Annotated in this window: 17 protein-coding genes and 2 pseudogenes; 9 read left to right on the top strand and 10 right to left on the bottom strand. The window is 63.7% G+C overall.

The window, feature by feature from the left end; translation table 11 throughout:
• Positions 1–107: 107 nt before the first annotated feature.
• Positions 108–770 carry a TetR/AcrR family transcriptional regulator gene (locus tag B4383_RS08545; RefSeq protein WP_011895441.1) on the top strand — a complete coding sequence of 221 codons (663 nt, stop codon included), beginning with the start codon at positions 108–110 and terminating at the stop codon, positions 768–770.
• The gene (locus B4383_RS27390; RefSeq protein ID WP_078281695.1) at positions 730–1,074 is read left to right on the top strand and encodes an adenylate cyclase regulatory domain-containing protein; all 345 of its coding nucleotides are present in this window, start codon (positions 730–732) and stop codon (positions 1,072–1,074) included. Before B4383_RS08545 ends, B4383_RS27390 begins: the two co-directional genes overlap by 41 nt.
• A gap of 604 nt (positions 1,075–1,678) precedes the next feature.
• Here the strand turns inward: B4383_RS27390 and B4383_RS08535 are convergent.
• Complete coding sequence (locus B4383_RS08535) at positions 1,679–2,824, bottom strand: acyl-CoA dehydrogenase family protein (RefSeq protein ID WP_011895443.1); 1,146 nt, start codon at positions 2,822–2,824, stop codon at positions 1,679–1,681.
• 143 nt (positions 2,825–2,967) lie between these two features.
• Between B4383_RS08535 and B4383_RS08530 the strand changes: the two genes are divergently transcribed.
• Positions 2,968–3,645: a TetR/AcrR family transcriptional regulator gene (locus B4383_RS08530; protein WP_225397498.1), complete on the top strand. Its 678-nt coding sequence runs from the start codon at positions 2,968–2,970 to the stop codon at positions 3,643–3,645.
• 53 nt (positions 3,646–3,698) lie between these two features.
• On the opposite strand, the gene B4383_RS08525 is transcribed toward B4383_RS08530, so the two are convergent.
• The 8 genes and pseudogenes from B4383_RS08525 to B4383_RS08490 form a co-directional block, all read right to left on the bottom strand.
• Complete coding sequence (locus B4383_RS08525) at positions 3,699–4,499, bottom strand: SDR family NAD(P)-dependent oxidoreductase (protein ID WP_109558230.1); 801 nt, start codon at positions 4,497–4,499, stop codon at positions 3,699–3,701.
• A gap of 163 nt (positions 4,500–4,662) precedes the next feature.
• Positions 4,663–5,448 (bottom strand): annotated as a pseudogene (locus tag B4383_RS08520) (cytochrome P450); the annotation flags it as partial.
• A gap of 271 nt (positions 5,449–5,719) precedes the next feature.
• Positions 5,720–7,309 (bottom strand): NAD(P)/FAD-dependent oxidoreductase, encoded by a 1,590-nt coding sequence (locus B4383_RS08515; RefSeq protein ID WP_068001988.1) that lies wholly within the window; start codon positions 7,307–7,309, stop codon positions 5,720–5,722.
• A 62-nt stretch (positions 7,310–7,371) separates the two neighbouring features.
• A complete protein-coding gene (locus B4383_RS08510; RefSeq protein ID WP_067992185.1) occupies positions 7,372–8,334 on the bottom strand; it encodes an alpha/beta hydrolase in 963 nt (320 codons plus the stop codon).
• Entirely contained in the window at positions 8,331–9,845 is a 1,515-nt protein-coding gene (locus B4383_RS08505) for an NAD(P)/FAD-dependent oxidoreductase (RefSeq protein ID WP_041800854.1), read from the bottom strand. The genes B4383_RS08510 and B4383_RS08505 overlap by 4 nt, the downstream gene beginning before the upstream one ends.
• A gap of 71 nt (positions 9,846–9,916) precedes the next feature.
• Positions 9,917–11,587, bottom strand: a complete 1,671-nt coding sequence (locus B4383_RS08500; protein WP_011895450.1) for an NAD(P)/FAD-dependent oxidoreductase — start codon at positions 11,585–11,587, stop codon at positions 9,917–9,919.
• Positions 11,584–12,507 carry a hypothetical protein gene (locus tag B4383_RS08495; RefSeq protein WP_011895451.1) on the bottom strand — a complete coding sequence of 308 codons (924 nt, stop codon included), beginning with the start codon at positions 12,505–12,507 and terminating at the stop codon, positions 11,584–11,586. Before B4383_RS08495 ends, B4383_RS08500 begins: the two co-directional genes overlap by 4 nt.
• A 31-nt stretch (positions 12,508–12,538) precedes the next feature.
• The gene (locus B4383_RS08490; protein WP_011895452.1) at positions 12,539–13,375 is read right to left on the bottom strand and encodes an SDR family NAD(P)-dependent oxidoreductase; all 837 of its coding nucleotides are present in this window, start codon (positions 13,373–13,375) and stop codon (positions 12,539–12,541) included.
• 141 nt (positions 13,376–13,516) lie between these two features.
• Here B4383_RS08490 and B4383_RS08485 point away from each other — a divergent pair, with 141 nt between their 5' ends.
• On the top strand, positions 13,517–14,158 hold the full coding sequence (locus tag B4383_RS08485) for a TetR/AcrR family transcriptional regulator (protein WP_085981139.1): 642 nt from the start codon (positions 13,517–13,519) through the stop codon (positions 14,156–14,158).
• 147 nt (positions 14,159–14,305) lie between these two features.
• Here the strand turns inward: B4383_RS08485 and B4383_RS08480 are convergent, their stop codons facing one another.
• Positions 14,306–15,484, bottom strand: a complete 1,179-nt coding sequence (locus B4383_RS08480) for an acyl-CoA dehydrogenase family protein (RefSeq protein ID WP_011895454.1) — start codon at positions 15,482–15,484, stop codon at positions 14,306–14,308.
• 127 nt (positions 15,485–15,611) lie between these two features.
• Here B4383_RS08480 and B4383_RS08475 point away from each other — a divergent pair, with 127 nt between their 5' ends.
• The 5 genes and pseudogenes from B4383_RS08475 (at position 15,612) to B4383_RS08455 (ending at position 23,794) form a co-directional block, all read left to right on the top strand.
• The gene (locus B4383_RS08475; protein ID WP_067992181.1) at positions 15,612–17,213 is read left to right on the top strand and encodes a carboxyl transferase domain-containing protein; all 1,602 of its coding nucleotides are present in this window, start codon (positions 15,612–15,614) and stop codon (positions 17,211–17,213) included.
• A gap of 5 nt (positions 17,214–17,218) precedes the next feature.
• Positions 17,219–19,234, top strand: coding sequence for a biotin carboxylase N-terminal domain-containing protein (locus tag B4383_RS08470; protein WP_172527842.1), 2,016 nt, complete (start codon positions 17,219–17,221; stop codon positions 19,232–19,234).
• Positions 19,235–19,292: 58 nt separating this feature from the next.
• Positions 19,293–20,447: an acyl-CoA dehydrogenase family protein gene (locus B4383_RS08465; protein ID WP_067992172.1), complete on the top strand. Its 1,155-nt coding sequence runs from the start codon at positions 19,293–19,295 to the stop codon at positions 20,445–20,447.
• Between the two features lie 126 nt (positions 20,448–20,573).
• Positions 20,574–22,130 (top strand): long-chain fatty acid--CoA ligase, encoded by a 1,557-nt coding sequence (locus B4383_RS08460; RefSeq protein ID WP_067992169.1) that lies wholly within the window; start codon positions 20,574–20,576, stop codon positions 22,128–22,130.
• A gap of 267 nt (positions 22,131–22,397) precedes the next feature.
• Positions 22,398–23,794, top strand: a pseudogene (locus B4383_RS08455) (IS1380 family transposase).
• The last annotated feature ends 388 nt before the right edge of the window (positions 23,795–24,182 follow it).

Raw genomic sequence — 24,182 nt, 5'->3', positions numbered from 1 at the left:
TACATTTCAACTCAACCTGGGATTGTGAGCAGGTGTTAACGTTCGTAGTGTAGCTCCCGGCGCTGCAGTGCTGCGCGAGCCCTGGTTGCGAGCGAAGGAAGGTAGTAGTGAACAAGGTGGTCGTTGCCGGACGTACCCGGGTCGGCGGCGAACGTCGGGAACGGATTCTCGCCTCTGCCACCGAGTTGATTGCCGAGCGGGGCTACCACGCTGTCTCCATGGCCGACATCGGCGTTGCATCAGGGGTTGTCGGGCCGGCCATCTATCGCCATTTCAACAGTAAGAGCGATCTACTGGCGGCCCTCTTCGAGCGAGTGGTGGACAAACTCCTTAAGCGTGCGACGGCGATCGTCGAGCAGTCCCGCGACGAGGCGGAGGCGCTGACCCTGCTGGTGTCAGACCAAGTCGCCTTGGTAATGGATCAACGCGAGCTGGCAATGGTGTATTACCGCGAAGTGCACAATCTGTCGGATCAGCACCAGAGCCGGTTGCGCCGAAAGCAGCGACTCTATCTAGAAGAGTGGGTACACCTCGTCGGAGAATTGCGGCCCGCGGTCGATGAGATTGAACTTCGGGCGATGGTTCATGGAGCGATCGGAGCCATTCAATCGATCTTGCACTACCGCGGCACTGGCCTGGCTCCCGAACAGACCTCTGCGCTGCTCGTTGCGATGGGTCACGCCGTGCTCGGCGTCCCCGCGTCGAGTCACCAGGTGCGCGGCGTGAACACTGAACCATCCTGTCCGCGTCCCGGTACGCCGCAGCACTAAGCAGGTCCAGGGTGTCAGCAACACACGAAGACGACCTCGCTCAGTATGTCTGCACGACGGTCTTGAGGGCGACAGCCGCCAGGAAAGGACTCATCTAATTGCCTGGCTGCATGCCCAGGGCTTCACGATTGATCAAAGCCGACTGGTGGCCCCAACCCCTCTCCTTCTTCCTACAAGCCGCGTACTGGGTGATGAGGGACGGTACGTCTCTCTGCGCGAGCTGAGCACGGAAACCGGAATCCAGACGAAACAGTCGCCATATTGCGGGCCCTCACGGAAGGCATCGGGCAGGCCACGGAGATGATGCGTGGCTTCGCGCGCTGAACATGTTGAAAGCTTCAGCCCGACGATTTGGAGAGGCTCGCGAATCGACTCGCGACTGCTGCGCGCGAGGCTGCCAACCCACCGGTTGAGATTCGTGAAACCCTCGGGGCGCGGTCATGCTGGTCTCATCACGACCGACGCCGCTGGTGACGACGATGCTGGACCTGATCGACAGCGCGTCAGCAAATGACCTGCCTTCCTTGAGGATTGGCGTGGCGTCCGGGTCAGCGGTCTCGCGCGCGGGCGACTGGTTCGGCAACCCCGTGAACCTGGCCAGCCGAGTGAGCGCGGCGGCGCGGCCAGGCGCAGTGTTGGTGGGACTCCACGCGGGTGATCGTCGACGACGCAGGCCTCCGGTGGTCGTCCGCCGGCGCATATCGTCTGAAGGGCGTCAGCAGCAAGGTCAACCTGTCTCGGGCGCGGCGCGCCCAGGCCGGCCGAGTAAGGCCCCCGTTTGAAGCGAGCTCGCCGGGTATCCGCCTAGTGAACAGTGACCGCCTAATGAACAGTCACCACCGACTTGATAAGCGAACGCCACCTCGCTATCGCGGCCCCTCGTAACCAATCTAGCGGTCGAATTCGATCTAAAGCGACCGAGCAATGATCTCCTTCATAATCTCGTTTGTCCCACCGTAGATCTTCTGAACGCGAGCATCGGCCCACATCCTGCCGATGGGATACTCGGTCATATAGCCGTAGCCGCCGTGGAGCTGCAAGCAGTCATCAAGGGCGACCATCGCACGCTCAGTAGTCCACCATTTCGCCATCGCGACGGTGGGGATGTCGAGTTCACCGCGCAGATGGCGGGCGACGCAGTCGTCGATGAAAACGCGGCTGATGTGGGCGTCGGTGGCGACCTCGGCGAGCTTGAACTTGGTGTTTTGGAAGGCGAAGACGGGCTTGCCGAAGGCATGCCGATCTTTGGTGTATTCCACAGTGAACTCGAGCGCTGTTTCTAGTACTGTCACTGCACCAAGCGCAAGGATCAATCGCTCTTGGGGAAGTTGCTGCATCAACTGAATGAACCCCTGGCCTTCAGTCGTACCCAGGAGGTTCTCAACCGGAATGTGCACATCTTCGAAATAGAGCTCGGAGGTGTCCTGTCCGCGCTGACCGACCTTGTCCAACACCCGACCCCGCCGAAAGCCCGGTCGATCGCCTTCGACCAAAACCAACGAGATTCCGTTCGCTCCGGCACTGGGGTCGGTCTTCGCAACGACGATGATGAGGTCGGCCTGAGCGCCGTTGGTGATGAACGTTTTGGAACCGTTGACAACGTATTCGTCTCCAACGCGCGATGCCTTGGTCGTGACAGATTGGAGATCGGAGCCAGTGCCCGGCTCCGTCATCGCAATCGCGCCAACCATCTCACCAGTTGCCAGTCTGGGAAGAAAGCGTTCCTTCTGCTCATCGGTGCCGTACTCGAGCAGGTAGTGGGCGACGATTCCACTATGAAGCGGCGCGCCCCATGCCGAATCGCCGATGCGGGCCTGTTCCTCAATCAAGACTGCTTCGTGAGCGAACGTTCCCCCACCTCCGCCGTACTGCTCGGGGATTGACATGCACAGCAACCCAAGATCACCCGCCCGGGTCCACAGGTCCCGATCCACGTGGTGCTGCTCGATGAAGCGGGCACTGTGCGGCGCGACCTCCTTCTCACAGAACGTACGTGCCAAATCCCGCAGTGCGTCGAGGTCGTCGTCCATCCAGCTAGAGCGGTTGGCTGCCATTACAAAGTCCTCACTGTGTTTGCTTGCGCACCGATCCCGCAATGGTCTCGCTTCGCCTGTGGGTACATGGTGTACCACGAATCGCACGCCGGGTACAACACGTACCCAGAACTTTCCAGAGCGCGGGGCGTTACGGTGACATCGTGGAGCGACAGCACTGGGTGGACACCACAGCGGTACGCCGCGCGGCCAGTAGGTTGCCGGGCCGTGAACTACGTCGTGAACAGATCATCGAAGCGGCGCTCAGCGCAATCGAAGAGAACGGGCCCCACGCACTCACGGGCCAAATCGCAGACAAGGCCGGTTTGGGACGCACACACTTCTACCGCCACTTCGCAAGTAAAGAAGAACTCGATCTTGCCGTGGCTCGTCACGTCCACCGCGAACTCACTGCGAAGATTCGCCTAACTCTGGATGTCCAGGGATCGCCGCTAGACGTGATACGCGCGCCGGTCACTCAGCACGTCATGTGGGCTGACGAACACCCCAACCTCTATCGGTTCCTGGTGAACCGACACTATCGGCGCAGCACCGAGAAGACCGCGCCCGGCAGCAGCGCATTCGCCTCTGAACTCGCCGTCGCGGGTGCCCGTTACTTTCCTCGCTACGGCGAGGACTCAGAGGCGGCAGACCGCAATGTCGCCGCCATCATGGGCTTGATGGACGCTTCGGTCCTATGGTGGCTGGACCATCGCGACTCCACTCGTGACGAACTCGTCATTCGGTTGACACGGCAAACCTGGTTGATAATCAATGACAGGCTGCAGGAACTGGGATTCCAGCTTGATCCCCACTTACCACTCTGCGAACCGAAAACCTGACCAGGTACAATTCGAGCCTCCCCACGCTAAACCCTCCGTCTTCGACACCGCCATCAACGATGATTGCGTTGGCGCCGCTCACCGACGCCGCGCATCAACGCGAAAGCTTTCAATCCAAGCGACGGCGCAGCATCGCTAGTGCGCGCAACTACGCCACGCCACCGAGGAACTACCCGGAATATCTGGCGACTCTCCAGCAACTCGAGTCCCGCGCGGGCCACGGCCGCAGCATCCATTGGACGCGGTCCGGCGAACAGAAGCGCCGCCCCAGGGTCGGCAACCCGGTCGGTGACCATTTTCGTACTTACCACGTCAGGGCATAGCGCCCGTGCGTGGATTGGCAATCCCGCATGGTCAAGGTCGCCCTGCAGCGATGTGGTGAACGACAATACGGCCGCTTTGGTTGCTGCGTACATCGCTAATCCAGGGATGGGCGCCAGAGCCGAGAGGGACGCGATGTTGAGGATCGCGCCCCCACCCGCGCCCATAGCGACAACTGCCGCGTGTGAGCCGGCAACGACACCTCGTACATTGACATCGAGGATCGACGCAATCTCGGCATCGCTGTGACTCCAGCTGTTACCCGCGAGTAGGATCCCAGCGTTGTTTACCCACACCGCCAGAGGGCCAGCGGCTAAAGCCTGAGCAGCGACTTCCCGATGACCCGACGGATCTCGTACGTCGTGCGTGGCGCTCCAAGCGCCACCGCCGACCTCGGTGGCAGCGCGCTCCGCTGCGTCGCCATCCACATCCGTGAGCAAAACCTTGTGACCGGCAGCGGCGAGTTGTCTCGCGATCTCCAGACCAATCCCTCGACCTGCTCCTGTGACGACGGCTGTTGATGGTTCTAGCATGACCATCCTTTCCGGCAGTTTGCGTAGGTTTGCCGACTACGGTTCGCCGGGGTTTGTTGAGGATCTCCGAGGCCACTTGGAGGACTGCGTCGATTCCGCCGGCGCCCTGTAAGGGCGATGTGCTCGGCTAAGCACTCAAAAGTCTCGTGGAATGACCTAGATATCATCGGCGACACAACGTAATAGGTAGGCCGTCGACAGGGAACAGGCAGGGACGTATTGTCCCACCGAACGCGGTAGCCGTCATCCAGACTCCAGGTGAATTCCCGCAGCATCTCGTGCAGTATTGCCTTCACCTCCAAGGTGCCGAAGTGCATCCCGATGCGCTTGTGCGCGCCTCCTCCGAACGGAAGCCAGGCGAAGCGGTGGGCCTGATCCTCGCGCCGTGGCGGCTCGAGTCGCGTTGGGTCAAACCGGTCCGGCTCGGTCGACACTGTGGGCGCAAAGTGGTTGACCGCAGGCGTGATGACGACGAGCACTCCGGAGGGGACGTAGTAGCCATCAATTAGGGTGTCGGTCACCGTCTTACGCATAACCAACGGTACCGGTGCAACTAGTCTGAGCGACTCCTTGATGACCAAGTCCATCGCCGTAAGCCCCTCCAGGTCCTCAATGTCCGACAGATCGTCGCCTAGACGGTCAGACTCAGCACGAAGTCGATCCTGCCATTCAGGATTCTTCGCCAAGAAGTACGCCACAGCGGCAGTGGTGATCGTTGACGTGTCATGAGCGGCCATCATCAGAAAGATCATTTGATTTATGCTGTCCGCATCAGTGAAGCGTTCGCCGTCCTGGCGCGCGCCTCACATAGCGCGGCGAGTAAATCACCATTCTGCCCCGAGCGTGCCGCCGGTAAGTTCCGGGCGAAGGCCAACGAGAGGCAATCCCTGATCGCCGATAACTGGCTTCAATCCGCTACCGGTCGGCGGCGCGGCAAGTTCGCGAACCGGCCATCGTCGACTCACTCCTGGATAGCGCGCTCGACGCGCTGCGGGAGGGGATTCAGTAGTACCGACAACAGCCGGTCACGGGACTTGCTTGCCGAACCGGACGGCGATTTGGTCATCGAGTGCCCCCTTGATGTTGTTTCTCGCATTATCGGAAGGATTTCACCCATCGTTTACACCGGTGACCACCCTGTCAACGGCGGTCACAGTTGCCGCTCGAATGTCAGCGACTCCCCGCCGTCCTCGGATACCCGTCACTGAACAGAGCCGCCACTAGTCGACGCTATCGGCCCCGCTTGGGGCATAGGGCATGTCGGCCAGATGGGTGTTGGCCGGCTCGGGTGTCCCCCTGCGCGACGAGTTCGCGGGCGCGGGACGCGACAGGACGTAAGCGCGCCGCTTCGGCCTGCGCGCACGAAGGCGATACAAGAAGGTCGGGCTGGGCCAGTTGGTAGAGATCGACCCCCGCGCCGAGCGATACCAGCTCGTGCACATAGTCCACACGGATCTGTCCAGGCGGCGACTCAACCGGTCGTTGAAGCGCTTCTCCACATCGGCACGGACCTCGATAACACTTCCTGGATGGGCACGGAGAACCTTCATCAACCTGACGATGTGTCGGGCCTGCGATTCGAGCATGTAGACGATGGACCCGGATCCCACGTTGGTGTTGGGCCCGTACATCATGAGGAAATTCGGAAACTCTGGCACCGATAGGCCGTAGTAGGCGTGCGCGCCATCCGCCCACACGTCCGACAATTTCCGGTCCGAGCGGCCGTAGACCTCCATCGGGGAAAGAAACTCGGTGGCACTGAAGCCAGTGCCGTAGATGATCACGTCGGCGGCGTGGAAGTCGCCGTTCACCGTGCGGATTCCGCCAGGTTCTACTGCCCGGATATCGTCGGTGACCAATGAAACGTTGGGACGTGCGAGCGCGGGGTAATAGTCGCTGGAGAACAGAATCCTCTTGCACCCGGGCGCATAGTCCGGCGTCAGGTGGGAACGCAGCCGGGCATCCGACACCTGGCGACCTAGGTGCCGGAGGGCGATGACTCCCAAGACTCGCGCTACTGGCTTCGCGTCGACGAGTGCCAACGCCAAGAACTCGAATATCGTCCAAATCATCAGACGTTCGCTGAGCCGCAGAATGGGCAACTTGCGCAGCAGTTGGTGATGCCGCCCACCGTACTGACGGTCGAATTTGGGCAGCACCCATGGGGCTGACCGTTGGAAAACGTCCAAGTGCTCAGCGCCTGCGGCGACCACCGGGACGAACTGCACCGAACTAGCGCCGGTGCCGACGACCGCAAGCCGCTTGCCGCTGAGATTCAGATCGTGGTCCCAATTCGCGGAATGAAACGACGGGCCCGCGAAGCCCGAGATTCCAGGAATATCAGGAACTGAGGGTCGGGACAGCTGGCCCACGGCCGAAATGACGACATCGCACTCCAATTCCTGACTGGTAGTCGTGGTCAGACGCCATGTGTTCGTGCGCTCATCGAAGGCCGCCTTAGCGATTTCGGTTTTGGTCCGAAGGAGGGACAGCAAACCACTTTCGTCGGCGACGCGGCGAAGGTAGGCGAGGATATCGCCTTGTTCTGCGTAACGCCGACCCCACCTGGGATTCGGCGCCGAGGAGATCGAGTACAACTGCGACGGGACGTCACAGGCCGCCCCTGGGTAGGTGTTCTCCCGCCAGACTCCCCCGACACCATCGCCCTTTTCGACAATGAGGACCCTGTCGAACCCTGCGCGTTTGAGGCGAAGTGCAAGGGTAATTCCGGCGAAGCCAGCGCCGATGATGACGATCGAGGGGTTACCAGGGGGATTGTCCTGGGTTGGTTCACGTTTCACGGGTTTCATCGTTAGCTCATACAACCTTCGTGCTGGGGCGCCTCGTGGTCAAGGCGTGCGCAGGGACGCTGTCAACGGACGGTGGCCGAAGTAGCCAAGAACTCGCCACCGAGCCTGAGGGCCTCACGTGCTTCTGGCAGTAGGCGAAACATCGCCTGGAAGACATGGATCTGGCCGCGGAAAACTTGCAACTGCGAGGAGACCCCTGCAGTTTGCAGACGTTTGGCAAAGACTCTGGAGTCGTCGAGCAACATCTCTCGTCCGCCGACCTGAATCAAAGTTGGTGGCATGTCCGTGAGATCAGCATCGAGCACGCTTATCCTCGGGTCGGCTGGATCGGCGCCCGCCACGTACAGACCAATTGTTCTCGACGCAGAGATGGCGGACGCAAAGGGGTCCCGTCTGCGCAGATCACGGTCCATCGCGAGTTGGCATGTCAAATCCAGCACCGGCGACATCAGCAGCATGGCATCCGGCGTCGGCAGTCGATGTTCCCGAGCGCCAAGCGCCGTCGCCGCAGCAAGCTGGCCGCCTGCGGAATCGCCGGCGAGCGCCACCGTGCCAGAAGACGCGGTGATCGCGCTTCCCTCTGTCAACCATCGATAGGCGATCAGTGCATCATCTGCGGCCGCCGGGAAGGGATATTTCGGGACCAATCGATAGCGCACGGCAAATACCGGCCTGCGGGCGGCCGCGGACAGTTCGCTGATGAGGCCACGGTGGGTCTCGGGAGAGCACATAGAAAATGCGCCGCCGTGTATATAAAGAATCGGCGGAGCATCCGAGGCCACGTTGGCCGCCTTGACCCAGTCGCCTCGCACACGTTCACCGGCGAAGGGCGTGTCTACCTTCTCGACACTGATTGCGCGCCTTGGCCGCGACACCACGAGTGTTCCCCGTAGCACGCGGTCCATGACCGCGAAGCCATGGTCGTTGGCCGGAATCACTTGCGTGAGAGGTCGAAGAACGCCTCGCGCCGTTGCCGCGACCAGGTGGCTCGCCATGCTCGGATTCGGCCTGGCAGGTGAACTCATCCGGCGGTGTCCACCTTCTGTGGGGCAGTGTCCGCCTTTTTCGCCGGTCGCCGTTCGAAACGGTAGTCGGCCAAGTCGAATCGTCGACTGCGCCAGATCGACTCGACCGTCGTCGTGGGACGCAGAGGCACGTCCCCATGCTTGTCGAAGTAATAGCTGTTCGCGCCCGCGCAGCTGTCCTGCCAGAAGACCTGCGTATGCCGCCGTGCCAGCATCTCCGCGAAGAAGCGTTGATTCGCCTCCTCGCGTACCTCGACGTAGTTCGAGTCGGCCGTCCTGGCATGCCGGAGGCAACGGAGAATGTGACCCGCCTGTGCCTCGATGAGTGCGAAGTAGGACGACCCGTTGTATCCGTACGGGCCAAACACTGAGAAATGGTTCGGGAATCCTGGCACGCTGACTCCCTCATATGCCTGGAGTCGGTTCTCGTCCCACCACTGTGCCTGGTCTCGGCCGGCGACACCTCTGAGCGAGTAGGTGGGCATGCTGTCCGATTCCATGACCTTGAATCCCGTTGCCAGGACGAGCACGTCGATCTCGTGTCTGACGCCATCGGCCGTAATTACCGCGGTCTCATCCACCCGGGTGATGGGGTTGGTTTCAAGAAGGACGTTCTCGCGGTTGAACGTCTTCAAATATTCGTTGTGAAAGCTTGGTCGCTTGCAGCCCAGCGCGTAACGCGGCGTCAGCTTCTCCCGAACGACCGGGTCGGTGACCTGCCGACGCATATAGCTGATCGCTGCACGCTCGATCGCCGACGCCAGCGGTATGGCGGTATGGAAGTGCGCTGCGACGGGAAAGGTGAGTTCGACAAAGGCCTGGCTGGCTCCCCGCGCGGCGATCTGCGCTCCGGGTGCGAGCCGGAGAAGAGCACTCAGCGGGCGGGGCACCGCGAAGTCGAATTTCGGCAGACACCATATCGGGGTGCGCTGAAAGACGGTGAGTGTGTCCACGTCCTTGGCTATCGAGGGGATCAGTTGCACCGCCGAGGCGCCCGTCCCGATGACGGCGACCCTCTTTCCGGTGAGGGTCTGCTGGTGGTCCCAGCGCGACGTGTGCATCGTGACCCCGCCGAAGTCCCCGACCCCCGGTATGTCCGGCGATTTTGGTCGCGTGAGAACCCCGGAGGCATTGATGACGAACCTCGCTGTCAGTTCCTCGTCCGTCGAGGTAAACAAACGCCACAATGTCGATTCTTCGTCGAACTCAGCCCTCACAACCGTGACTCCGAAGCGGATGCGCGACGCGAGGCCATATTTTTTCACGCAATGCTTCGCGTAGTTCTTCAGTTCGATCCCCGGCGCATAGGTACGGGACCACGACGGGCGTTTCTCAAAGGAGAATTGGTAACTATATGACGGAATGTCTACTGCAATCCCCGGGTAGGTATTCCAGTACCAGGTTCCACCCACCCCTTGGGCCTCATCAACGATGAGGAAGTCCGAGAAACCTTCCTTCAGCAGCTTGATGCCCACTCCGATCCCGGAGAATCCAGCTCCGATGACCAATATCTCGTGGGTGGGGACCTCGTACGTAGGGGCTCCGGAGGTGGGGGCATTCTCGTCGCCCGCAACATGGACACTCAAGCGTCTTTCCTCACTCTCGAGGCTGCGCGCTTAGGCGGTACCTTCCCGACGCCCACGTCCAGGATGTCGGCTTTGACGTCAGACCGCGTTGGCAGGGCGCCTGCGCTTTTTCGGCCCTGGGCTACCTTGGCCTTGCGGCCCTGGGCAACCTTGGCCACATTCGAGCCGTTTTGGGCGTGTTCGGTTGGGTGGTGCTCAGTTCGTGCGGTTGTCGGGGTCGTTACATAATCACCCATGTCGACCTTGGACAGTGCGCGCTTGAACTGGGTGGCGAAACCGGGGTACATGGTGCCGTTGTATCCGTCATTCGTGAGGTACCAGCTCTTGCAACCCGAATTCCAAGTCGTACTTCCCAACCGCTGCTGTACCTCGCCGTGGTAATTATTTTGCCGATCTTCGCGGACCTCGAGCGTACTGAGATCATTCGCGATGATCGCGCCGATGGCTTTGACGATGTAGTTGATCTCGGCCTCCATGTACACGAGGGCCGAGTTATGGCCGGGCCCTGAATTTGGTCCGAAGGTGAAGAAAAGATTGGGATAGCCTGCGACGGTGACGCTCCGGTACGCATAGGCGCCCTGGGACCACTCGTCGGAGAGCTCACGACCATGCGCGCCTCGGATGGGAAAAGGTGTGCCAGCCTTGCATACATCGAAGCCGGTGGCGAAGACGATGCAGTCCAGTTCGTGTTCGATGCCATCTGCGGTCCGTATGCCATTCGGCGACAGGGTCGCGATCGGCCATGAGACGAGCTTGCAGTTGTCGCGCTGAAGAGCGGGGTAGTAATCGCTGCTCATCAGCATCCGTTTGCAGCCGGCACGGAAGTTCGGCGTCAGCTGGCGCCTGAGCCAAGTATCCGATACCTGCCTCCGCAAATTCGCCTTCGCCAGTAGCTGGATGCCAGTGGTGACCGGGGTATCCCAGACCATGCCGACGGCCATGAGCTCGTGGCCCCAAAACCACGCCTGCCGTCCGACGTTCTGCACGCGAGGCAAGCGACGAAACGCCGTCCGCACCCACTGCGGATGGGAGAAGTCGGGCCGAGGGAGGACCCAGCCGGGGGTGCGTTGGAAGACCTTGACCGACCGCGCAGTCTTCACCAGTTCGGGAATGATCTGAACAGCGCTGGCTCCGGTGCCGATCACGGCGACACGTTTGTCGCTCATGTCGTAGTCGTGATCCCAACGCGCACTGTGGATCTTGTGACCATCGAAGGTGTCCAGTCCGCGGATGTCCGGCAGGCTCGCATTCGCCAGCGGCCCACTGGCCATCACTGCGGTGCGCGCCGTGAACTGCGAGCCGTCAGCTGTCTGCGCCGTCCACAGTGCGCTTTCCTCGTCGAACTCCAGACCGGTGACGTTCACTCCGAACCGGATGAAACGCGACAGCGAGTACTTGTCGACCATCGTCTTGATGTAGCCGAGGATCTCGGCGCTGCCCGAATACGCGCGGGACCAGTCCGGATTTTGCTCGAACCCGTAGGAATAGAGCAGCGACGGGATGTCGCACGCCGCGCCGGGATAGGTGTTGTCCCGCCAGGTACCACCCACCTCGTCGGCACGTTCAAGGACAACGAAATCGTCGATACCCTGTTGTAGCAACCGGATTGCGGTTCCCAGGCCGGCGAAACCCGCACCGACGATCAAGACGGTCGTGGTGTCGCTCATCTGGCCACCGGTTCGTAGGTCAGCTCTTCTGTCCACGTCGGTGACTTACCGAGCACCTCGGTGGGGAAGTGGTCGATCGCGGTACCCAGCCGCTGCGAAATGAAATGCAATGGCTGAGAACGCTTGATGCTGGCGGACATGTGAGCCTTCAAGATGTGGTAGCCCGGAACGCGGCGCGTGAACTCACTACGATCTCCGACGTTCTCGTACCGCATCACCGCGTTGTAGAGCTTCTCCTCCGACAATCCCATGGCGTTGAGATTGGTCAACATCCTGGTGAGCAACGGCACGTAGAGGACGCCGCCGAGAAGGATTCTCGGGTCGATGAGCGCCCCCATCGTCTGAGTCGCATGAATGCGCATGGGGCTGGCGCCGAGGTCGTTCAGAACCTGGAATCCCACTGCCAAGTGCCGCGATTCGTCGTTGTTGACCTTGTTGAAGACCTCGGCGCAGAGCGGATCCTGCACCTCGTCGAGAAGGAACTTGAGCAATGCTCCGTCGAGCGCAGTCTCCAAGGCTGGGATCGCCGCTCCGATCACCGTCAGCGGGAGGGCCTCGGCGTATCGGTCGATCCACTCGATGACCAGTCGAATATTCTTGTTCGGCACCGGGATTTCCCCTTCCTCGAGCATCCCCCACCGCTGCATGAGCGCCAGCTCCGCGTTGGCGTGCCGCTGCTCCTCGGCATGGAAATACCGGTAGATGTCACCTAGAGCCTCGAACGGCGCTTTCGGCGCCATGGCGGCGAACGCGCGTGCACCGACGTGTTCTATCCACACCACGTCAGCCATGAACTGCTTCAGTTCGGGCCGCTGCTCATCAGTGATTTTATCGGCGCCCGGCGCATCCCAATCGATGTCGGCCAGCGCCCACTGCCGATTCTTGATCGTCTCGAGCATATCGCTGTATTTGAATGCCATTGGAGTCTCCTTTGTCTTTGTCTGGAATGACTTAGCGCGCGATTCGCTCAACCAAACCGAGCGCACGGGTATACGTGGCAGGCACTGCCCGCTTAAATAACCAGAGAATCTTCGCGTCGACTTGGGGTAGGACGTGCAACTGACCGCGATCGTTCGCGTCCAACGTTTTGCGCGCCACCGATTCCGCCGACACGCCGGTCCACTTCATCAAATTCGTTGCCAGCTTGGCGGCCGACTCCTCAATACCAGGGTTATCGACGATGTTGGTCTTGACAAATGTCGGGCACAGTACAGTCACCGCCACACCAGTACCACTCAGCTCGGCCGCCAAAGTCTCGGATAGCGAGAGCACGCCGGCCTTGCTGACGTTATAGGCACCCATCCGGGGCGCTGCTCCAAAACTTGCAGCCGATGCGACGTTGATAATTCCCCCGCTGCCCTTCGCACGAAGTCGCGGTACGAAGATCTCGCAGCCGTAAATCACTCCCCACAAGTTGACTGAAAGTGTCGCTTCCCAGTCCCGCTTGGGCGTCGCGCCGATGACATTGCCACCGATTCCGATGCCCGCGTTGTTGATCACCAGGCTGGCTGCCGCGCCGAACCACTTCTCGGCGCTGTCGGCGAGTTCGCGGACCTGCTCTTCGTCCGTGACATCGCATGCGATGTCGAGCCCCTCGCCGCCGGCTTGGACGACGAGCCCGACCGTCTCCTTGGCACGCACCGGGTCGATGTCGGCACACACCACTCGTCCACCTCTACGGGCGAGCTCCACCGCGAAGGCACGGCCAATTCCGCTGCCCGCTCCCGTTACGACCGCGTTGGCGCGGCGGCTCAGGCGAGGCGGTCTGTCCCACCTCAAGATATCCATCACTACTGAATCCTTTGCAGATTACGGCGACGCCTGACCTGTGAGACAAGCCGGCCTGCAGCCATCTGGTGGCGGCGAACACAATTGTGGTCGCCTGCCACCAGTTTGATGCGGCGCTCCTGCCTTTGTCAAGATGTATTCGTGCGGACAAAGGCAGCAAGGTGGGGCGGGCGTACTGGCGCCGAACGACGGGCTGACCGGCGGCGGCGCCTAGTGAACGCGGCGACGGAGATCTGGACGGAAAGCGGATGGGCTGCCGTGACAATGCGTGGGGTCTGCTCCAGAGCCGCGCTGAACGACCGATATTTCTACGAGGAGTTCAAGACGCGCGATGAGTTGCTCGTAGCAGCGTGGGACAACGTGCGGGACGAGATGCTCGGCGAGGTTTCGGCAACATTTGCCGAACGCGTCGGTCAACCACCGATCGAAACCATTCGCGCCGCAATCTCGATCGTTGTTCTCCGCATCGCGCAGGATGCCGGGCGAGCACAGATCCTGCTGACACAGCACGTCGGCAGTTCAACATTGCAAGATCGCCGAGCGGTGGCCTTGCAGGAAGCAACCCAGCTCGTCATGGCCGCCAGCAAGCCGCATCTGAAGCCTGACGCAGACGAAATGGCTCTGCGTATGGACACGTTTGTAGCGGTCGGCGGCTTCGTCGAACTGATCAGCGCTTGGCACGCAGGACTACTGGTCGATGTAAGTCAGGTCGACATCGTCGAACATACGAGTAGACTTGCTGAGACGCTGGCTCGCCGCTACGTGGTTGATAAGTTTGGCTAGCTGGTACTCCGGAGGCAATTTCCCGGTGGCGGAGGCTGCATTGGCCGCAGGGGTCGTGACACACCGTTGACTTACCTTAGAAACGGTGGAAGGTCCGTCTCGTCGACCTGCCAAGCCGACGCTCCTGCTGTCGAATGGCGGCTTCACTCAGAGGCCAATCTGCTTGGCGATGATCTCCTTCATGATTTCGGTGGTGCCGCCCCCGATACCCAGGATGCGCGAATCGCGATAGTGCCTTTCGACCTCGGTCTCGCGTAGGTAGCCCATGCCACCGTATAGTTGGACGGCCGTGTCAACGGCGAGCGCGCAGGCCTCTACGGCTTGGTTCTTGGCCATCGAGACCATCCGCACGTCGGTGTCTCCGGCGACGATGCGGTCCACAGCGGCACGGGTGTACGTACGGGCGACGTCGACGGCCGTCGCGATATCGACGATCTTGTGCCGCACCACCTGTCGGGTGGATAGCGGTCGACCGAAGGTTTCGCGCTTCTTCACCCAATCCAGCGTCAGGTCGAGGCAGCGCTGGGCCGTGGCGTAGCACTGGACGGCGATGAAAGCACGTTCGACCTGGAACTGTTGCATGATCTGCAGGAATCCGCTGCCTTCGGGGCCAACCAGATTGACCACCGGCACGCGCACGTCGGTGAATCCGAGTTCGGCGGTATCGGAGCACAGCCAGCCCATCTTCTTCAGTGCCCGCGAGACCAAGAAACCCGTGGCGCCACGCTCCACCACGAGCAGAGAAATCCCCGACGGGCCCGGGCCGCCGGTACGCACGGCGGTGGTCACGAAATCGGCGCGGACACCCGAGGTGATGAACAGCTTCGCACCGTTGACCACGTAGTGGTCGCCGTCGCGCCGTGCGGTAGTGCGGATGCCGGCGACGTCAGAACCGGTGTCGGGTTCGGTGATGCCAAGGCTGCCGATCTTCTCCCCGGCCAGGGTCGGCGCCACGAAGCTGCGGATCTGCTCGGGATCGCCCTGCGCGGCCATATGGGGCACTGCGATGTGATGCGTAAGTAGGCTGGCCAGTAAGCCCGACGAGCCGCCGGCCTCCATCACGGCCTCGGTGAGCAGCACCAGGTCGCGCAGGTCACCGCCGGAGCCACCGATCTCTTCGGCGAACCCGATGCCCAGCAACCCCGCTGCGGCTGCGCGGCGGTGGAGTTCTCTAGGGAGCTCTCCGGCGTCCTCCCAGTCTTGCAGGTGAGGAACGATCTCCTTCTGGGTGAACGACATCGCGAGGTTGCGCAACGAGATGCGCTCGGGCGTCATCCACGGGTCGGCTGCGGCCGCCTCCGCTTCCCGCTGATCCGGCTGTTTCATGTGAGTTGCTCCTGCTGTGATCACTCGGGGACGGCACGATTGCCACGTCGACCCCATTGTCGTCGAATGTTAATGACCGATAACGTAGCGTGTCAGGAGATCGACGTTGATGTCACCTGGAGGAAAGTTGATTGACGTCCTGCCCGACCGGGTCGACACCCGCGCGCCGGTATACCTCGAGAATCGCGAGGGACTCATCGCGCAGCTCCATGCGCTCGCCGAACAGCTGGCGCTGGCCAACGGTGGCGGCGGCGAGAAGTACGTCGCCCGGCACCGTAGCCGCGGCAAGATGCTGGCTCGGGAGCGCGTCGAGCTGCTCATCGACCCCGACACGGCCTTCCTGGAACTCTGTCCGTTCGCGGCGTGGGGCACGAAGTTTCCGGTGGGCGGCAGCGTTGTGGTCGGCATCGGCATCGTCGAAGGCGTCGAGTCGATGATCATCGCGCACGACCCGACCGTGCGCGGCGGAGCCTCGAACCCCTACACCTTCCGAAAAGTGTTCCGGGGCATGGCAGTCGCCCGCGAGAACCGGCTGCCCATCATCAACGTCGTCGAGTCGGGCGGGGCGGACCTGCCCACGCAGGCCGAGATCTTCGTGCCCGGGGGCCAGCTATTCAACGACCTCACCCAGCACAGCGCGCAGGGCCTGCCGACACTGGCGCTGGTATTCGGTAACTCGACGGCAGGCGGCGCGTACATCCCCGGCATGTGTGATTACGTGGTGATGGTCCGCAACCGGTCCAAGGTCTTCCTCGGTGGTCCGCCGCTGGTGAAGATGGCGACCGGCGAAGTGTCCGACGACGAGTCGCTCGGCGGCGCCGACATGCACGCCCGCACCTCCGGGCTGGCCGACTACATGGCCGAGGACGAGCAGGACGCCATCCGGATCGGGCGGCGCATCATGGCCAGACTGAACTGGCGCAAGCTCGGGCCCGGCCCGACACAGCCACCGACCCCCCCGCTGCGAGACCCCGACCAACTCCTCGGGATCGCTTCGGTGGACCCGAAGGTTCCCTTCGACCCACGTGATGTCATCGCCCGAATCGTGGACGGGTCCGCCTTCGACGAGTTCAAGCCGCTATACGGCACCTCGCTGGTCACCGGTTGGGCCTCGATCCACGGATACCCGGTAGGGATCCTTGCCAACGCGCGCGGAATCCTGTTCAGCGAGGAGGCGGAGAAGGCCGCCCAGTTTATTCAGCTGGCGAACCAGATCGACACGCCACTGGTGTTTCTGCAGAACACCACCGGCTACATGGTCGGCGCGGAGTACGAGCAGGGTGGCATCATCAAGGACGGCGCGAAGATGATCAACGCCGTCTCCAACAGCGCTGTCCCACACCTGACGATCGTGATGGGCGCGTCCTACGGTGCGGGCAATTACGGGATGTGCGGGCGGTCCTACTTTCCCCGCTTCCTGTTCACCTGGCCCAACTCGCGTTCGGCCGTCATGGGCCCGGCCCAGCTCGCGGGCGTGCTGTCGATCGTGGCCCGCGAGTCGGCCGCCGACCGGGGGCTCCCGTTCGACGAGGAGGCCGACGCCCAGATGCGCGCTGCCGTCGAGGGCCAGATCGAGCGTGAGTCGTTGGCGCTGGCCAACAGCGGCAGGCTCTACGACGACGGGATCATCGACCCGCGCGACACCCGTACCGTTCTCGGGTTCTGCCTTTCCGTGGTCCACAACAGCGAGATCCGTGGCCAGCGTGGCTACGGCGTGTTCCGGATGTGATGGCGATGCCCGTGATCAAGAAGCTGCTGGTGGCCAACCGGGGAGAGATCGCCCGACGCGTGTTTCGCACCTGTCGCGAACTCGGCATCGCGACCGTCGCCGTGTACTCCGACGCCGACGCCGACGCCTGGCACGTGGACGATGCCGACGAGGCCGTCCGGCTACCGGGTTCCTCGCCGGCGGAGACCTACCTCGACGGTGACCGGGTGATCGCCGCCGCCCTCCTCACCGGCGCCGACGCCGTGCATCCCGGCTACGGCTTCATGTCGGAGAACGCCGGCTTCGCGCGGGCCTGCGCCGACGCCGGGCTCGTGTTCGTCGGCCCGCCGCCGGATGCCATCGACGCGATGGGTTCCAAGCTGACGGCCAAGGCGATGATGGCCGATGCGGGCGTGCCGGTTCTCCCGGGCGGCGACGCGACCGGCCTGGACCCCGACAAGCTGCGCAAGCTCGGCGCCGAGATCGGCTACCCGCTGCTGGTCAAGGCGAGCGCGGGTGGCGGCGGGCGCGGCATGCGGGTTGTCGAGTCGGCCGACGACCTCGACGGAGCCGTGGCCTCGGCCTCGCGCGAGGCGATGTCGGCGTTCTCGGACGGCACGGTGTTCCTCGAGCGGTACGTGCAGCGTCCCCGCCACGTTGAGATCCAGCTGTTGGCCGACATGCACGGCACGGTTGTCTCGCTGTTCGAGCGGGAGTGCTCGGTGCAGCGCCGCCACCAAAAGGTCATCGAGGAGGCGCCCTCGCCCGTCGTCGACGACGACCTGCGCGCCCGGATGGGCGCGGCGGCGGTCGCGGCGGCACAGGCCGTGGGTTACGTCGGGGCCGGAACGGTCGAGTTCGTCCTCGACGCGAACGGCGGCGATGACGACGGGACGTTCGCCTTCCTGGAGATGAACACCCGGCTGCAGGTCGAGCACCCGGTCACCGAACTCGTCACCGGGCTCGACCTCGTGCGCCTGCAGTTGCTGGTGGCGATGGGTCGGCCACTGCCTGCCGAGGTGAGCAAGCCGCGGATCACCGGCCACGCGGTCGAGGCCCGGCTCTACGCCGAGGACCCCACGAAGGGCTACCTGCCGCAGACCGGAACGCTGCGCACGATGCAGATCCCCGACCACGTCGGGGTCCGGGTGGACTCCGGCGTGCGCGACGGCTCGGTGGTCAGCCACCACTATGACGCCATGCTGGCCAAGGTGATCGCCTGGGCGCCCACCCGCGCCGAGGCGCTCGGCGCGCTGTCCGCCGCGCTCGCCGGCGCCCGGATCCACGGACTCACCACCAACCGGGATCTGCTGGTTCGCGTTCTGCGCCACGACGAGTTCGCCGGACGCGGCACCGACACCGGGTTCCTCGACCGCCACGACGTGGCCGACCTCGGCGCAGCCCTCATCGACCGCGACGGGGAGGGCTTGCACGCCATCGCGGCCACACTCGCCCAGGTCGCGGGACGCCGCGCGGCGGCCCCCGTCCAGCCGACGCTGCCTGCCGGGTGGCGCAACAACCCGTCCCAACTGCAGTCCACCGGATGGCTGACCGCCGACGGCCGCGAGCGTCGGGTGGGCTATGCGCTGCTCCGCGACGGCGTCGAGGTCGAAGTCGACGGCAAACCGGTCGAGGACGTCAGGGTGCTCGTGCAGCGGCCGGACCGGGTGGTCCTGGAGACCGGCGGGGTACGGCGCGGCTACGACGTCGTCCTCGACGGCGACATCGCCTACGTTGACAGCCCTGCCGGGTCCACTGCGTTCACCCAGGTACCGCGGTTCCTGGACCCCAGCACGCTCAAGCCGGCGGGCTCGCTGACGGCGCCTATGCCGGGTTCGGTGATCCGGCTGCCCGTCGCCGCGGGCGACGTCGTGACGGCCGGGCAGGCCTTGGTCGTGGTGGAGGCGATGAAGATGGAACACACCATCGCCAGCCCGATCGACGGGATCGTCGCCGAACTCTCGGTCGAGGTGGGTCAGCAGGTGTCCACCGGCGATGCCCTCGCGGTGGTCGGAGCGGCCGACAGTGCAGACGAGGATTGAGCACCATCAGACCCGTCACCGGCCCCGGTGGCGGGTGACTTCGAAGTAGGAGAGCGGTATGGAACTGCACGAGACCGAGGAACGGCGAGCGCTGCGCAAGGCCGTGTCCGAGATCGCCAAGGACTTCGGGCACGACTACTACGTGGCCAAGTCGCTCGGCGGGGAGAAGAGTTCGGAACTCTGGCAGGCCGTGGGCAAGCAGGGGTTCCTCGGGGTCAACATCGCCGAGCAGTACGGCGGCGGTGGCGGCGGCATCTACGACATGCAGATCGTCGGTGAGGAACTGGCCGCGGCCGGCTGCCCGCTGCTGATGACGGTGGTCTCCCCCACCATCTGCGGCACGATCATCGAGGCTTTCGGCAGCGACGAGCTAAAGGCGCGCTGGCTGCCGGGCATCGCCAGCGGCGAGATCATCATGGCGTTCGCGATCACCGAGCCGGATGCGGGCTCGAACTCTCACAACATCTCCACCCACGCCAAGCGCGTCGGTGGGGATTGGGTGCTCAACGGCACCAAGTACTACATTTCCGGCGTCGACGAGGCGGAGGCCATCCTGGTCGTCACCCGCACCGCGACCGACGACCGCGGCCGCGGACGGCTGAGCCTGCTGGTGGTCCCGACCGACGCGCCCGGGTTGACCAAGACCCTCATCCCGGTGCAGGCGGTGACACCGGAGAAGCAGTTCACGCTGTTCTTCGACGACGTGCGGGTGCCGGCCGAGAACCTGATCGGCGCGGAAAACGACGGTCTGCGTCAGGTGTTCATGGGCCTCAACCCCGAACGCATCATGGGCGCCGCCCTGGGCAACGGCATCGGCCGCTACGCGCTGGACAAGGCGTCGGCCTACGCGCGCGAGCGCAAGGTCTGGGACGTGCCGATCGGAGCCCACCAGGGCCTGTCCCACCCGCTTGCGCACGCCAAGATCCAGCTGGAGCTGGCCCGGCTGATGACCCAGCGGGCGGCCTCACTGCACGACGCCGGCGACCCCGGTTCCGCGGAGGCGTCGAACATGGCCAAATACGCTGCGGCGGAGGCCGGCATCCTGGCCCTCGACCAGGCGATCCAGACCCACGGCGGCAACGGGTTGGCCACCGAGTACGGGCTGGCCACTCTCTGGGGCCCGGTGCGGCTGATGCGCACCGCGCCGATCAGCCGAGAGATGATCCTCAACTATGTGGCTCAGCACAGCCTGAACCTGCCCCGCTCATACTGAGCATCCTTCATCCGTTCGTGTCCGCTTCGGTCTACAAGACGGACGGTGGTGATCGGTCGCCCGCCGGGGCCGGGTCCTGCCTTACCGAGCATTTGTCAACCAAAACTGCCGAGGAGGCAAATCAACATGGATCGCGGTATCGGTCAGTGGGTCACCAAACGGGCCTTCCTCAACGGGCAGCGCACGGCGTTCGTCTGCGGTGACACCAGCTTCACGTACTCCGACTTCGATCGGCGCACCAACCAGGTCGCTTCGAACCTGTTGCGTCTCGGCGTCCGCAAGGGGGACCGGGTGGCCATACTGCTGGTGAACTCGGTCGAGTTCATGGAGGTCCTCCTCGGCTGCGCGAAGATCGGCGCCATCACCATCCCGATCAACGTCCGACTCGCAGGCCCGGAGATCGGCTACATCCTCGCCGACTCCGGCGCCGACGTGTTCGTGTTCCACGAGCCGCTCGCGGCGGCGGCGGTCAGCGCGCTGGCCGAGCCGGGGGTCCGGGTCCGCCACACGGTCCGGGCCGGGGGCGCCCCGGCCGACGGCGAGATCGCCTACCCAGACCTGCTCTCCGGCGGCGCCCCCGAGCCTCTCGACAGCGACGTCGAGGGCCGCGACGCCGCGTTCATCATGTACACCTCGGGCACCACCGGCCGCCCGAAGGGCGCCATCCTCACCCACGACAACCTACTGTGGAACGCCATCAACGTGCTGGGCGCCGAACAAGGCCTGACCGGCAGCGACGTGACTGTTGCAGTCGCCCCCATGTTCCACATCGGCGGGCTCGGGGTACATACGCTGCCATTGCTCTACGTCGGCGGGACCAGCGTGATCCTCCCGTCGTTCAACCCGGTGAGCACGCTCAAGGCGATGGCCGAAAGCCGCGCCACCGTCCAGTTCATGGTGCCGGCGATGTGGTCGGCGCTGACCCAGGTGCCCGACTTCGACTCCTACGATCTCTCCGCGTTGCGTCTGGCCATGGGCGGCGGCGCACCGATGCCGCTGACTGTCATCGACTTCATGCAGCAACGTGGCGTCCCCTTCACCGAGGGATTTGGGATGACCGAGACTGCACCCATGGTCTCGGTCTTGGACGCCGCCAACATCACGACGCGGGCCGGATCAATCGGCCGGGTCGCCATGCACGTCGATGCCCGCATCGTGGACGCCGACGACCGGGACGTCCCGGCCGACACCGTCGGCGAACTCCTGGTGCGCGGACCCAACGTGTTCGTCGGGTACTGGATGAAGCCGGCGACCACCGCCGAGGCCTTCCGGGGCGGCTGGTTCCACACCGGCGACCTCGGCCGGATCGACGCCGACGGCTACATCACGCTCGTCGACCGCAAGAAGGACATGATCATCTCGGGCGGGGAAAATGTCTACCCCATCGAGGTCGAGCAGGTGCTGTTCCGTCACCCCGGTGTGCTCGACGCCGCGGTGGTCGGCGGTCCGGACGACAAGTGGGGTGAGCGCGTCGTCGCGGTGGTGGTGGCCGACCCAGCCGCCGAGCAGGAACCCAGCGCCGACGAACTGATCGCCTGGTGCCGCGAACGGCTGGCGCATTTCAAGTGCCCCCGCGAAGTGCACCTCCTTCCCGAGCTGCCCCGCAACGCCACCGGCAAGCTCCTCAAGACCGAGCTGCGCAAGCGATTCACCGGCGTCGAGGGCGGCGTCGTCCAGCGCTGAGGCACGACACCGGAGGCGGAGCGCGGGTTTGGGAAGTGTTGTCACGACGAGTAGCCACGGTCGCCGCTGCAAATAGCTGAAGATGTTAATCGTCGCTAACGTCTAGCGCGTGGCAAGACCACGCGCGCCACTTGTCGGATGTTCTTATCCTCGATCCACCGATGAATTGGCTGGTCGTGGGGTGTCGGAATGAGGAAAGTGCCCTCTGAGCTGCGATGATGAGTGTTCTCTACGCACTTATCGGCACAACTCGGAAAGGCACTTCCGGTGCAAGTGTCCCATAGGTTCGCCGCATCGTCGGCGGTCTTCGATGATGAGCGTCTGGTGTCGTGCGCAGGCCTGGTACCGGTGATGGCCCTTGCCGAGCAGACCGGACTGTCATCGTCATTGGCCGACAAAGTTCGGTTCAGCTGCGAGCGGGTCAAGTCCGGTGCGGCCAATCCGTCGCCGAAGCTGACCACGCTGATCGCCGGGATGTGCACCGGCGCGGACAGCATCGACGACCTCGACGTAGTTCGTAGCGGCGGGATGAAGACCCTGTTCGGCGAGGTGTACGCCCCGTCGACCATCGGAACCTTGTTGCGGGAGTTCACCTTCGGCCATGCCCGGCAACTGGAGTCGGTGCTCAGTGAGCACGTGGGCGCTCTGTGCGAGCGTGTCGATCTGTTGCCCGGCGCCGACGGGCGGGTGTTCATCGACATCGACTCACTGCTGCGCCCGGTCTACGGCCAGGCCAAACAAGGTGCGAGCTACGGCCACACCAAAATCGCCGGCAAGCAGATCCTGCGCAAGGGTCTTTCCCCGTTGGTGACCACCATCAGCACCGAACACTGCGCTCCGGTGATCACCGGAGCACGACTGCGGGCGGGCAAGACCAACTCGGGCAAAGGCGCGGCCCGCATGATCGCCCAAGCCGTCGCCACCGCCCGCGGCGCCGGTGTCACCGGGCGCATCCTGGTGCGCGGCGACTCGGCCTACGGCAACAGCAGCGTGGTCACCGCCTGCCGCCGCGCCGGTGCCCGGTTCTCGCTGGTGCTGACCAAGACCGCCGCAGTCGTCGCGGCCATCGCCGACATCAATGACACCGCGTGGATCCCGGTGTGCTATCCCGCCGCGATCCCGACACCGGTGCCTGGATCTCCGATGCCGAAGTCGCCGAAACCACCTGCACCGCTTTCAGTTCCACGAAGACTCCGATCACGGCACGGTTGATCGTGCGCCGGGTCAAAGACGCCCGATACCCCGACGCCCTGTTCCCGGTCTGGCGATATCACCCGTTCTTCACCGACACCGACGAACCCGTCGACGTCGCTGACATCACTCACCGCCGCCACGCGATCATCGAAACCGTGTTCGCCGACCTCATCGACGGACCCCTGGCCCACATGCCCTCGGGACGTTTCGGGGCGAACTCTGCCTGGATACTGTGCGCGGCCATCGCCCACAACCTGCAGCGCGCCGCCGGCATCCTGGCCGGCGGTGCACACGCGGTGGCTCGCGGCGCCACCCTGCGCCGACGCCTCATCACCATCCCGGCCCGACTGGCCCGCCCCCAACGCCGACCCATCCTGCACCTACCAGCCCACTGGCCGTGGGCGACGCACTGGCTCCGATTGTGGCGCAACACCATCGGCCACAGCCCGCCAGCAACCGCCCCCACCTGACCAATCCGCCGAAAGGCCACGACCGGAGCACACAGGAAAAAGCTGGACAGACCAGCCGATACCCCCTGCTCACAGCCAGCAAGCGACCACCAAACCATTCCAGCCTCAGCCACGACAGCTCATCGGTGGATCAAGGCTTATGCCTCCTGGTTGTCTGGGCCGACAAGTCGCAACCTGCGCCACGACTCGCCTGTCGCCTTGCGCGATGGGTGCTTGAGCGTGTCTGACGTCGATGAGCTTCGGTGAATGGGTTGCTTCAGCTCCGTACGGCGGCGATCGACGACTCCACTCGATCAGCCTGCCCGCAGCAGAGCCCCGCGGCAGCGTCGAAACATGAATCGAACTCGGATTATCAGGCCGGGCGGCGCCGGATCGTCGCGCTGACCAT

It is taken from the genome of Mycobacterium sp. D16R24, from assembly GCF_002013385.1.
Classification (GTDB): Bacteria; Actinomycetota; Actinomycetes; order Mycobacteriales; family Mycobacteriaceae; genus Mycobacterium.
This window is presented reverse-complemented; position numbering and strand designations above follow the sequence as displayed.

Coding starts and splice junctions, on each gene's coding strand:
- B4383_RS08495 (WP_011895451.1), bottom strand. CDS start 12,507: ATGGCATTCAAATACAGCGATATGCTCGAGACGATCAAGAATCGGCAG.
- B4383_RS08470 (WP_172527842.1), top strand. CDS start 17,219: ATGCCCGTGATCAAGAAGCTGCTGGTGGCCAACCGGGGAGAGATCGCC.
- B4383_RS08460 (WP_067992169.1), top strand. CDS start 20,574: ATGGATCGCGGTATCGGTCAGTGGGTCACCAAACGGGCCTTCCTCAAC.
- B4383_RS08480 (WP_011895454.1), bottom strand. CDS start 15,484: ATGAAACAGCCGGATCAGCGGGAAGCGGAGGCGGCCGCAGCCGACCCG.
- B4383_RS08535 (WP_011895443.1), bottom strand. CDS start 2,824: ATGGCAGCCAACCGCTCTAGCTGGATGGACGACGACCTCGACGCACTG.
- B4383_RS08510 (WP_067992185.1), bottom strand. CDS start 8,334: ATGAGTTCACCTGCCAGGCCGAATCCGAGCATGGCGAGCCACCTGGTC.
- B4383_RS08525 (WP_109558230.1), bottom strand. CDS start 4,499: ATGCTAGAACCATCAACAGCCGTCGTCACAGGAGCAGGTCGAGGGATT.
- B4383_RS08515 (WP_068001988.1), bottom strand. CDS start 7,309: ATGAAACCCGTGAAACGTGAACCAACCCAGGACAATCCCCCTGGTAAC.
- B4383_RS08500 (WP_011895450.1), bottom strand. CDS start 11,587: ATGAGCGACACCACGACCGTCTTGATCGTCGGTGCGGGTTTCGCCGGC.
- B4383_RS08490 (WP_011895452.1), bottom strand. CDS start 13,375: ATGGATATCTTGAGGTGGGACAGACCGCCTCGCCTGAGCCGCCGCGCC.
- B4383_RS08465 (WP_067992172.1), top strand. CDS start 19,293: ATGGAACTGCACGAGACCGAGGAACGGCGAGCGCTGCGCAAGGCCGTG.